The following is a 10,924-nucleotide window of genomic DNA, read 5'->3' as shown; positions in this document are numbered from 1 at the left end:
CCAGCGCAATGCCGCGCTGGTGGAGGAGACCACGGCGGCGGCGCAGTCGCTCAACCAGCAGGCCCAGCAGCTCGCCGAGCTGGTCGGCTTCTTCAAGCTCGGCAGCGAGGCCCGCATGGCCGCGCCAGCCCCGCACTCCGCCCCGCACCATGCGCCGCAATCGGCGCCCGCCGCCCGGCAGCCCGCACCCGCGGCAAAACCGGCTCCGGCCAAACCCGCCGCCGCCAAGGCCGAGCCGGCCAGGCCGGCCGCGACTCCTGCGCCGGCGCCCAAGCCCGCGGCGGCAGCGCCGAAGCCGGCCGCGGCGGATGACGACGACTGGCAGGAATTCTGACCGTGTTTCAAGGGGTTTCCCATGCCTACGGGCATGGGTTGACGGGGACCGCATAGACCGGCATGGTCCGCCCGCTTTCGACTCCAGAAGCGGGATTCCACCGATATGCTGCAGGCCGCCACAGCCTTCCCCCGTCACGACGCCCCGGTCAGCCACGCCGACATGGCCAATGCCATCCGGGCGCTTGCCATGGATGCCGTGCAAAAGGCCAATTCCGGCCATCCGGGCATGCCGATGGGCATGGCCGACGTCGCCACGGTGCTGTTCAGCCGCTTCCTGAAATTCGATCCCAAGACCGCCGCCTGGCCTGACCGCGATCGTTTCGTGCTGTCGGCCGGCCACGGCTCGATGCTGCTCTACGCCCTGCTCTATCTGACCGGTTATCCGGACATGACGCTGGACGAGCTGAAGAACTTCCGCCAGATCGGTTCGCGCACCGCCGGCCACCCCGAATTCGGCCATGCCGGCGGGATCGAGACGACCACCGGCCCGCTGGGCCAGGGCATCGCCACTGCGGTGGGCATGGCGATGGCCGAGCGCCTGCTGGCTGCGCAGTTCGGCAAGAATGTGGTGGATCACTACACCTACGTGATCGCGGGCGATGGCTGCCTGATGGAAGGCATCAGCCACGAAGCCGTTTCAATGGCGGGCCACCTCAAGCTCAACAAGCTGATCGTGCTGTTCGATGACAATCAGATTTCCATCGATGGCCCCACCAGCCTGTCGGTTTCCGACGATCAGATCGCCCGCTTCCAGGCCAGCGGCTGGGCCACCATCCGCGTCGACGGCCATGATCCGGAAGCCGTGGCCGCAGCCATCGCCGCCGCGCAGAAGAGCGACAGGCCCAGCCTGATCGCCTGCCGCACCGTGATCGGCTATGGCGCGCCGACCAAGGCGGGCACGGCGGCCACCCATGGTTCGCCGCTCGGCCCCGACGAGATCAAGGGCGCACGCGAAAAGCTGGGCTGGCCGCATGCCCCATTCGAAATTCCCGAGACGGTGCTGAAAGCCTGGCGCGATGTCGGCATCCAGGGCGCGGCGAAGAAGCAGGCCTGGGACAAGGCGCTGGCCGCCCTGCCCGCGCCGCAGCGCGCCGAGTGGGATCGCCGCATCAAGGGCGAGCTGCCGGCCGATTTCGCCAAGGTGATGGACGACTACAAGGCCAGGCTGGCCACCGAGAAGCCGAAATGGGCGACCCGCAAGGCATCCCAGATGGCTCTGGAAGTCATCAACCCGGCCGTGCCCGAAACCATCGGCGGCTCGGCCGACCTGACCGGATCGAACAACACCAAGACCGCCGGGCTCAATCCCATAAAGCCCGGCGACTTCAGCGGCCGCTATGTCTATTACGGCGTGCGAGAGCATGGCATGGCGGCGGCGATGAACGGCATCGCCCTGCATGGCGGACTGATTCCCTATGGCGGCACCTTCCTGGTCTTTACCGACTATTGCCGCCCCTCGATCCGCCTCTCGGCCCTGATGGAACAGCGCGTCGTCTACGTGATGACCCATGACTCCATCGGTCTGGGTGAGGATGGCCCGACCCATCAGCCGGTCGAGCACCTGGCCGCGCTGCGCGCAATCCCGAACCTGCTCGTTCTGCGCCCGGCCGATGCGGTGGAAACTGCCGAGGCCTGGCAGGTGGCGCTGGAACAGACGCATCGCCCCAGCGTTCTAGCCCTCACCCGCCAGGACCTGCCGGCCGTGCGCACCAGCCACCGCAAGGAGAACCTGGTGGCCAAGGGCGGTTACGAACTGATCGCGGCCGACGGCGCCGCCAAGGTGACCCTGCTGGCCAGCGGCTCGGAAATCGCCATCGCGATGACGGCCCGCGACATGCTGCAGAAGGACGGCATCCCGACCCGCGTGGTGTCGATGCCGAGCTTCGAGCTGTTCGACGCTCAGGATGTCACCTACCAGGAAAAGGTTCTTGGACCGGGCACCGTGCGCGTGGCCATCGAGGCCGGCGTGCGCCAGGGCTGGGACAGGTATCTCGGCATCAAGGGCGGCTTCGTCGGCATGAGCGGCTTCGGCGCCTCCGGCCCCTACGAGCAGCTTTACAAGCATTTCGGCATCACGCCGGAAGCCGTGGCTCAGGCGGCCAAGCAGAGGCTGTGAGGCGCGTGGGCCGGTAACTGCCTGCGATATAAGCCTTTATTCTGCCGCTGTGGCCCGCCCATAGGCCGGGCGGGTGCGCTGCGCGATACGGGGCCAAGCTGGCCCCGCCGGGCGCCCCATGCTATAGCAATCGGCGATAACTCTTTGCCGAGATTGACTCTTTGACCGTGACGGATTTCCTGTGACTTCCCCGATGCCCTCGGACACGCCAGCCAGCAGCGCGCCGGCCAGCAGCATGGGCCTGATCCGCCGCCTGCTGCTCGAACAGGTCCGCCCCCATATCGGCTCGCTGTTTCTGGCCCTGGTCAGCATGATGGTGGTGGCTGCGATGACGGCAGCAACCGCGTGGCTGCTGAAACCCGCCATCGACCAGGTGTTCACCGAACGTGATCCCTACTGGACCATGATGGTGCCGCTGCTGGTGGTTGCTGTCGTGGTGATCAAGGCCGTGGCTGCCTATTTCGAAGGCACGCTGATGACCCAGTTTGGCGAACGCATCATCGCCGACACGCAGATCCGCATGTATGGACACATGATCCGCGCCGATCTGGCCTGGCTGCACGAGATGCATTCCGGCAAGCTCATCGCCAGCTTTCTCTACGATGCCGGCCTGCTGCGCGAGGCGGTATCGAAAGCCCTGACCGGCATCGTCAAGGACACGCTCAGCCTGATTTTCCTGACCGGGGTGATGTTTGCCATGAACTGGCAGCTCGCCCTGATCGTCTGCGTGATCTTCCCCTTCGTCGGCCTCACCACGCGGCGGCTGGGTAAGAAGGCCCGCAAGGGGTCGGCGCGCAGCCAGCAGGAAACCGGCAAACTGACCACGATCTTGAGCGAAACCTTCGAAGGCGCGCGCATGGTGAAGGCCTATGGCATGGAGCAGCGCGAAGTCGAGCGCGCCCGCCAGTCGGTGGAAGCCCGGCTGGGCCATATCATGAAGGTGGTTCGCGCCCGCGCCGCCGCCAGTCCGGCCACCGAAGCCCTGGGCGGCATCGCAGTGGCGGTGGTGATCTATATCGGCGGCATCAGCGAAACCCTCACCCTGGGCACGCTCACCGCCTTCATCTATGCCGCCCTTTCGGCTTACCAGCCGCTCAAGGCCCTGGCCAACCTGAACACCGCCCTGCAGGAAGGCCTGGCCGCCGCCGAACGGATCTTCGGACTGCTCGACATCAAGCCGAAGATCACCGAGGCTGCGGATGCCAAGCCGCTGGCCATCGCCGGCGGCGAAATCCGGCTGGAGCAGGTGAGTTTCCGCTATAACGCCGACAAAACGGCGCTGCAGGATATCTCGCTGGTGGTGCCGCGCGGCAGGAAGGCCGCGCTGGTCGGCGCCTCGGGCGCTGGGAAATCCACCCTGCTCAACCTGGTGCCGCGCTTCTACGACGCCTCGGCAGGCCGCGTTCTGATCGACGGACAGGATGTGCGCACGGTGACACTGGACTCGCTGCGCCGGAGCGTCGCCCTGGTCAGCCAGGAATTGACACTGTTCGATGACACCATCCGCGCCAACATCGCCTATGGCCGTCCGGAAGCGGGCCAGGACGAGATCGAGGCCGCTGCCCGCCATGCCGCAGCCCATGACTTCATCATGGCTCTGCCGCAGGGCTATGACACACTGGTGGGCGAGAACGGCGTGCGCCTATCGGGCGGACAACGCCAGCGCATCGCCATCGCCCGCGCCATGCTGCGCGATGCGCCGATCCTGCTGTTGGACGAGGCCACCAGTGCCCTGGACACTGAATCCGAACGCCTGATCCAGACCGCGCTGAGCGAACTGATGCGCGGCCGCACCACACTGGTGATCGCCCATCGCCTGTCCACCGTGATCGATGCCGATATGATCTTCGTGCTGGATCACGGCCGCCTGGTGGAACAGGGCAATCATGTCGAACTGCTGGCGCGCAACGGTGCCTATGCCCGGCTTTACGCTACGCAGTTTGCCATCGAGGCCACGGCTTAAACCGATGGCCGGCCTGTTCAAGCGCATCCTGCGAAGCGCTCCTGTGGTCCGGCTGGCCGCCGATGCAATCGCCTTCTATGTGCGCCTTGTGCATGCAACCTCGCGCTGGGAAACCATCGGCGTCGAACACCCCATGGCATTCTGGCGCGACAGCCGGCCCTTCATCGGCGCCTTCTGGCATGGCCGGCTGCTGATGATGCCTCTGGCATGGACCACATCGCATACGATGCACATGCTAATTTCCCAGCATCGCGATGGCGAACTGATCGCCCGCGCCATGGACCCGTTCGGCATCGGTACCGTACGCGGCTCCACAGCCAAGAGCGGCAGGGAAAAAGGCGGTTCCGCCGCCCTGCGCAGCATCCTGCAGGTGCTGAAGCGCGGCGAATATGTCGCCGTCACGCCGGATGGGCCACGTGGACCGCGCATGCGCGTCAGCACGGGCATCGTCGCAGCGGCAAGACTGGCCAGGGTGCCGATCCTTCCCGCCACCTATGGCGTGGCCAGACGCAGGCTGGCCGCATCCTGGGACCGGTTCATGATTCCCTGGCCCTTCAATCGCGGGGTCTATATCTGGGGCGAGCCCATCGACGTCTCCAGCGACGAGAATGAAAGCCTTGAGCAGGCTGCCTTGCGGGTGGAAGCCGCCCTGAATGCCCTGTGCGAGAGCGCCGACCGCCATTGCGGCCAGATTCCGGTGGAGCCCGCTCCGGCGGCGCAGGAGAACCGCAATGCCTAGGCGAACGCCGGATTTCTGGCGCTACGACGCGGACACGCCCTGGCCTCGCCTGCTGCAACCCCTCGCCGCCCTGTATGAACTGGGCAACCGCCTGAACCGGCAGATGGCCAGGCCGCAGCCGGTCGCCCGGCCGGTGATATCCATCGGCAACCTGGTGGCCGGCGGCGCCGGAAAAACCCCAACGGCCATCGCATTGGCCGAGATCCTCAACCGCCTTGGCCTGAACCCGCATATCGTCTGCCGTGGTTATGGCGGCCGGCTGACCGGCCCGGCGCGCGTCGATCACGCGCGCCACACCGCCGCCGATGTCGGCGACGAGGCGCTGCTGCTGGATGCGGCCGCGCCGACCTGGATCGGCCGCGACCGCCCTGCGGCCGCCCGCGCCGCCATCGCGGCAGGCGCCGGCTGCATCATCGCCGACGACGCGCACCAGACATATGCGCTCGAACGCCAGATCAGCATATTGGTCGTCGATGGCGGGTTCGGGTTCGGGAATGGCCGTTTGCTGCCCGCGGGGCCGCTGCGCGAACCGGTGGCGGAAGGCCTGACGCGCTGCGATGCCATAGTGCTGGTCGGCAAACCCACCGTGCCACTGCCGTCCTTCGGATCGCGGCCGGTTTTCAGCGCCGCACTGGAGCCGAATGCTGCCGATGCCGTGCGGCTGCGCGGCCGTCATGTCCTTGCATTCGCCGGCATCGGACGGCCGGAAAAGTTTTTCACCAGCCTGCAAAATCTGGGTGCCATAATCGTCAAGACCGTAGGCTTTCCGGACCATGCGCCTTACAGCGAAGACACTGTGATGCGCCTGGTCGAACAGGCGCATGCCCTGCATGCCATTCCCGTGACGACCGCAAAGGATCAGATGCGCCTGCCCAAGCCAGCCCGCCCGATGGTGGATGTGCTGCGCGTGACCCTCGCCTTCGACGACCTATCTGCCGTCGAACGATTCCTGAAAGACAGGCTCAGTCGTGTTCAGCCGCGCAGAACCTCATGAATATGTCGCCGCCTGGGCGGCGCGCTTTGCGTTATGGCTGTTCGGCCTGCTGCCGCTGGATGCCGCTTCGGCCTTCGGCGGCTGGCTGGCGCGCAGGCTAGGTCCGCATTTTGCCGTCACCAGGCATGCCGTGCGGAATCTGGCCCGCGCCATGCCTGAACTGACGGAAACCCAGCGTAATGCCGTGCTGGATGGCATGTGGGACAATCTGGGCCGCGTGCTGGCCGAATATGCGCATCTGCGTGAACTCAAGATCGGCACGTTGGAACAGCCCGGCCATGTCGAGGTGGCGGGCATCGAACATATACTGGCAATCCGGGACAGCGGCCGGCCGGCCCTGTTCTTTTCCGCGCATTACGGCAACTGGGAACTGACCAGCCTGGTATCGGCGCATTACGGCCTGCCCATGCTGCAGGTCTATCGTGCCGCGAACAATCCGCTGACCGAGGAATTGCTGCAAGGCCTGCGTGCGCCGCTGGGCGGCCGCCATGTACCAAAGGGCGTGCAGGCGGCGCGAGAGATCCTGCGCACGCTGAAAAACAACGAATTCGTCGCCATGCTGGTCGACCAGAAACTCAATACCGGCATTCCCGTGCCCTTCTTCGGGCGCGATGCCATGACTGCGCCGGCGATTGCCGAATTCGCCCTGCGCCTGAAATGTCCTGTGGTGGGCGCCCGCGTCGAGCGCCTGCATGGCACGCATTTCCGGCTGACGGTGGAACCGCCCTTCATGCTGGAGGATACCGGCGATCGCGACCGCGATGTCCATGCCGGCATGTTGCGCGTCAACCAGCGGATCGAGGCCTGGATCCGCGAACGCCCCGACCACTGGTTCTGGGTGCACAAGCGCTGGCCGAAGGAATAGCTTTACTCCTTCGGCAGCAGCCGCTGCGGGTCGAGCCTTACGTCAAACCAGTTCACGCGCCAGTCCAGATGCGCGCCGGTCGCGCGCCCGGTGGCGCCCACCGTGCCGATCCGCTCGCCCTGCCGCACGCGCTGCCCCACCTTCACCGCCACGTTCTGCAGATGCGAATAGGCCGCGTTGATGCCCATGCCGTGGTCGATGATCACCGTGCCGCCGGTGTAATAGAAATCCTGCTCGGCCAGCACCACCTCGCCATCGGTGCTGGCCACCACCGGCGTGCCCGTGGGGGCCGCGATGTCGATGCCGAAATGCGGCTGGCGCGGCTCGCCATTGAGAATGCGCTGGCTGCCATAGACGCCGCTGACGATGCCCTTCACCGGCCAGATCCAGCCCTGCATGAAATCCTGCCGCGGCGTGTTGCGCTGACGCACCTCGGCGATTTTCGCATTTTCGCGCCGGATGCGCTCCAGCATGGCGGGCGGCGGCGTCACCTGGGCCGGCGGCAGGCCGTCGATGCGCTGGATGTCGTAACTCCGCACCGCCACACGCAAGGTCACCTGCTCGCTATGACCGTTGCGCGTCAGGTACAGCGGCACAGACGCCGGCTCGTCACGGCCGAAGCCGAATACGAAACGCCCATCGCCGGCCACCGGCACAGGCCGTTCGCCCAGCCTGATCTGCAAGCCCGGTTCGGCTTGGCCGATCACCAGTCCGCCCTGGCTGAAATCGCCCTGCCAGGTCAGGCCGGGTGGCGCGTCATTGGCGCGAACCGCTCCCGGCAACACACCGGCGAGGGCCAGCAGGCAGGCGGCAAGCCAACGCTTCATCCGCGCCGCACCGGATCGCGCAGCAGGCCCTGGAGAGCGACTGCGGCATCGGCATAGGCCTCCTGGCGGTCGACGCTCCAGTAGCGCAGGCTGTTCAGCGGAATGCGTACCTGCGTCACCGCACAAAGCACGTAGGAGCCCGGCAGAACGATGTCGAAGGCGCCATGTCGGTAGTGCAGTCTGGCCTCGGTCTCGCGCGGCAGCGGCGGCGTCTGCATCAGAACAGTTCCTCCTGGCCCGGCGGCTTGGCTGCGGCGGCGCGACGGGCCGGCGCTGGGCCTACGCCCTCAACGCGGGCCTGGCGGCGGCCATCCTGCATCTCGATGGTGACGGCCGCGCCTGCCGCCATGCCAGCGACCGATTTGAGCGCATGGCCATCGGCGCCATAGACCACGGCGTAACCGCGCGAGAGCACGTTCTTGTACGACAGGCTTTCCAGCAGCTTGGCCGGCTGCAGCAGCCGCTGCGTGGCGTCTGCCTGCCGCTGGCGGATGGCGCGCTGCAGCCGCGCGGCGCTGTCCTCCAGCCGCCGGCGGTAATCCGTCGCTTCGCGGCGCAACAGCGCGGGCCGCAGCTTGGCGATTTCGGCCGCCAGACGGCCGCGCTGCACCTGCAATCCGACCTTCAGTCCCGTGCGCAGCCGCTCGGACAGGTCGTCGAATTTCTGCCGCGCCATCTCAAGCTGCTCGCGCGGGCCGCGCAGGCCGCGACCCAAGCCCTCGAGATGCTGGCGCTTTTCCCGCGCCAGCCGCGTGATCCCGCTGCGCAGGCGCTCGTGATAGCCAGCAACGCTGCCCACCAGTTCGATACGCACCGGCACCGCCATCTCGGCTGCCGCCGTGGGCGTGGGTGCGCGGCGGTCGGCCGCATGGTCGATCAGCGTGGTGTCGGTTTCATGGCCCACCGCCGAGATCAGCGGGATTTCCGAGGCGGCCGCGGCCCGCACCACCACTTCCTCGTTGAAGGCCATCAGGTCTTCCAGGCTGCCGCCGCCGCGCGCCACGATCAGCAGGTCGGGCCGCGGCACGGCGCCACCGGCAGGCAGGGCATTGAAGCCGCGGATTGCCCTAGCCACCTGCTCGGCCGCACCCTCACCCTGCACCAGCACCGGCCAGACCAGCACATGGGTCGGGAACCGGTCGGCCAGACGGTGCAGGATGTCGCGGATCACGGCGCCCGTGGGCGATGTCACCACGCCGATCACGCGCGGCAGATAGGGCAACGGTCGCTTGCGTTCGGCCGCGAACAGGCCCTCGGCGGCCAGCTTCTGCTTGCGCTGCTCCAGCAGGGCCATCAGCGCGCCGAGGCCGGCCAGTTCCATGCGCTCGACCACCATCTGGTATTTCGAGCGGCCGGGGTAGCTGGTCAGCTTGCCCGCGCAGACCACCTCCATGCCGTCTTCCGGCTTCACGCCCAGCCGCGCCGCGCTGCCCTTCCAGCACACGGCGTCCAGCACGGAGTCGGCATCTTTGAGCGAGAAATAGAGATGGCCCGAGGCGGCCCGCTTGAAACCGGAGATTTCGCCGCGCACGCGCACCCAGCCGAAAGTCTCCTCGATGCTGCGCTTCAGCCGCAGGGAGAGCTCGGTAACGCTGTATTCCGGCACATTGCTTGCGGCCGGCTGGCTGGCTGTCGCAGGCGGGCCGGCCTGATTCGGGCTCGAATCGCTCATTCCGGGAACCTTGAATCCATGGCCGGCATGATACAAAGATTGCCGCCGCCGCTCCAGCCGCCCCTCCGGCCGGCCCAGGGCGCGGAACCGACGATTTCCTGCCATTTCCCGGGTAAACACATGAACCTTCTCGTGATCGGATCGGGCGGCCGCGAACATGCCCTGTGCTGGGCGCTGTCCGCCTCGCCGCTGGTGACCAAGCTGGTCTGCGCCCCGGGCAATCCCGGCATCGGCCAGGTGGCGAAACTGGCCCCGGTCAACCCGACCGATCTCGACGCCGTGCTGCAGCTCTGCCGCGACGAGCATATCGACTTCGTGGTGGTCGGTCCGGAAGCGCCGCTGGTGGCCGGCCTGGTCGACCATCTGGAAGCCGCCGGCTTCGCCTGTTTCGGCCCGACCAAATCCGCCGCCCGGCTGGAGGGCTCGAAGGGCTTCATGAAGGACCTCTGCGCCAAATACGGCATCCCGACCGCCGCTTATGGCCGCTTCCGGGATGCGGCCTCGGCCGAGGCTTTTATCCGCAAGCATGGTGCGCCCATCGTGGTGAAGGCCGATGGCCTAGCCGCCGGCAAGGGCGTGACGGTGGCTATGACGCTGGAAGAGGCACTGGCCGCCAATGCGGCGCTTTTTTCCGAACCCGGCGCGGAAGTGGTGATCGAGGAATTCCTCGACGGCGAGGAAGTCAGCTTCTTCGCCCTGGTCGATGGCCGGAACGCCCTGGCGCTGGCTTCGGCGCAGGACCACAAACGCGTGGGCGACGGCGATACCGGGCCGAATACCGGCGGCATGGGCGCCTATTCCCCCGCCCCGGCGCTGACGGCAGCCCTGCGGCAAGAGGTGATGGACCGCATCATCCTGCCGACAGTGAATGGCATGATCGCCGAAGGCGCGCCTTTCAAGGGCGTGCTGTTCGCCGGCCTGATGCTGACCAAGGACGGGCCGAAACTGCTGGAATACAATACTCGCTTCGGCGATCCGGAATGCCAGACTCTGATGCTGCGCCTGAAATCGGATCTGCTGCCCGCCCTGATGGCGGCGCGCGACGGCGTGCTGAAGGATTTTGACCTGCGCTGGCGCGACGATACCGCGCTCTGCGTGGTGATGGCCGCTGAGGGCTATCCGGGCGAGCCGCGCAAGGGTACTGTGATCGAAGGCCTTGATGCCGCTGCGGCCGAGCCCGATGTCCAGGTCTTCCACGCCGGCACGGCGCAGCGTGCCGACGGTGCCATCGTCGCCAATGGCGGCCGCGTGCTGGGCGTCTGCGCTTTTGGCCCCAGCGTCAGGGCGGCTCAGCAGCGCGCCTATGCCGCTGTGGATAAAATCCGCTGGCCCGGGGGCTTCTGCCGCCGCGATATCGGCTGGCGCGCCATGGCGCGCGAGCAGCAGTAATCCGGGGCTGGCGCGCCGCCAAA

The 10,924-nt window shown here is 67.0% G+C and carries 9 protein-coding genes and 1 pseudogene; 7 read left to right on the top strand and 3 right to left on the bottom strand.

The features are described 5' to 3' along the window. From ACK4FK_RS18670 to ACK4FK_RS18645, 6 genes and pseudogenes are all read left to right on the top strand, one after another. Positions 1 to 334 (top strand): annotated as a pseudogene (locus ACK4FK_RS18670) (methyl-accepting chemotaxis protein); the annotation flags it as partial. Between the two features lie 105 nt (positions 335 to 439). Beyond that, the gene (gene tkt, locus ACK4FK_RS18665) at positions 440 to 2,452 is read left to right on the top strand and encodes a transketolase (RefSeq protein WP_409747180.1); all 2,013 of its coding nucleotides are present in this window, start codon (positions 440 to 442) and stop codon (positions 2,450 to 2,452) included. Positions 2,453 to 2,633: 181 nt separating this feature from the next. Then, a complete protein-coding gene (locus ACK4FK_RS18660) occupies positions 2,634 to 4,415 on the top strand; it encodes an ABC transporter ATP-binding protein (protein WP_409747177.1) in 1,782 nt (593 codons plus the stop codon). A 4-nt stretch (positions 4,416 to 4,419) separates the two neighbouring features. Next, on the top strand, positions 4,420 to 5,154 hold the full coding sequence (locus tag ACK4FK_RS18655; protein ID WP_409747175.1) for a lysophospholipid acyltransferase family protein: 735 nt from the start codon (positions 4,420 to 4,422) through the stop codon (positions 5,152 to 5,154). Then, on the top strand, positions 5,147 to 6,148 hold the full coding sequence (gene lpxK, locus ACK4FK_RS18650; RefSeq protein ID WP_409747172.1) for a tetraacyldisaccharide 4'-kinase: 1,002 nt from the start codon (positions 5,147 to 5,149) through the stop codon (positions 6,146 to 6,148). The genes ACK4FK_RS18655 and lpxK overlap by 8 nt, the downstream gene beginning before the upstream one ends. After that, entirely contained in the window at positions 6,123 to 7,013 is an 891-nt protein-coding gene (locus ACK4FK_RS18645; protein WP_409747169.1) for a lysophospholipid acyltransferase family protein, read from the top strand. Before lpxK ends, ACK4FK_RS18645 begins: the two co-directional genes overlap by 26 nt. 2 nt (positions 7,014 to 7,015) lie before the next feature. Here the strand turns inward: ACK4FK_RS18645 and ACK4FK_RS18640 are convergent, their stop codons facing one another. From ACK4FK_RS18640 to xseA, 3 genes are read right to left on the bottom strand one after another with little or no spacing between them, the layout of a single operon-like run. Beyond that, the gene (locus tag ACK4FK_RS18640) at positions 7,016 to 7,840 is read right to left on the bottom strand and encodes a M23 family metallopeptidase (RefSeq protein ID WP_409747166.1); all 825 of its coding nucleotides are present in this window, start codon (positions 7,838 to 7,840) and stop codon (positions 7,016 to 7,018) included. Further along, on the bottom strand, positions 7,837 to 8,058 hold the full coding sequence (locus ACK4FK_RS18635; RefSeq protein ID WP_409747163.1) for a DUF2093 domain-containing protein: 222 nt from the start codon (positions 8,056 to 8,058) through the stop codon (positions 7,837 to 7,839). Before ACK4FK_RS18635 ends, ACK4FK_RS18640 begins: the two co-directional genes overlap by 4 nt. Further along, positions 8,058 to 9,512, bottom strand: a complete 1,455-nt coding sequence (gene xseA, locus ACK4FK_RS18630; protein ID WP_409747160.1) for an exodeoxyribonuclease VII large subunit — start codon at positions 9,510 to 9,512, stop codon at positions 8,058 to 8,060. Before xseA ends, ACK4FK_RS18635 begins: the two co-directional genes overlap by 1 nt. A 120-nt stretch (positions 9,513 to 9,632) precedes the next feature. Between xseA and purD the strand changes: the two genes are divergently transcribed. After that, positions 9,633 to 10,901, top strand: coding sequence for a phosphoribosylamine--glycine ligase (gene purD / locus ACK4FK_RS18625; RefSeq protein WP_409747157.1), 1,269 nt, complete (start codon positions 9,633 to 9,635; stop codon positions 10,899 to 10,901). Positions 10,902 to 10,924 lie beyond the last annotated feature (23 nt).

Origin of the sequence: Ferrovibrio sp. (assembly GCF_046297895.1) — a bacterium.
Lineage (GTDB): Bacteria > Pseudomonadota > Alphaproteobacteria > Ferrovibrionales > Ferrovibrionaceae > Ferrovibrio.
This window is presented reverse-complemented; position numbering and strand designations above follow the sequence as displayed.

Bases quoted from the DNA above. Each gene is read 5' to 3' on its own strand.
- tkt (WP_409747180.1), top strand. From the start codon at position 440: ATGCTGCAGGCCGCCACAGCCTTCCCCCGTCACGACGCCCCGGTCAGC.
- ACK4FK_RS18655 (WP_409747175.1), top strand. From the start codon at position 4,420: ATGGCCGGCCTGTTCAAGCGCATCCTGCGAAGCGCTCCTGTGGTCCGG.
- lpxK (WP_409747172.1), top strand. From the start codon at position 5,147: ATGCCTAGGCGAACGCCGGATTTCTGGCGCTACGACGCGGACACGCCC.
- ACK4FK_RS18640 (WP_409747166.1), bottom strand. From the start codon at position 7,840: ATGAAGCGTTGGCTTGCCGCCTGCCTGCTGGCCCTCGCCGGTGTGTTG.
- ACK4FK_RS18635 (WP_409747163.1), bottom strand. From the start codon at position 8,058: ATGCAGACGCCGCCGCTGCCGCGCGAGACCGAGGCCAGACTGCACTAC.
- xseA (WP_409747160.1), bottom strand. From the start codon at position 9,512: ATGAGCGATTCGAGCCCGAATCAGGCCGGCCCGCCTGCGACAGCCAGC.
- purD (WP_409747157.1), top strand. From the start codon at position 9,633: ATGAACCTTCTCGTGATCGGATCGGGCGGCCGCGAACATGCCCTGTGC.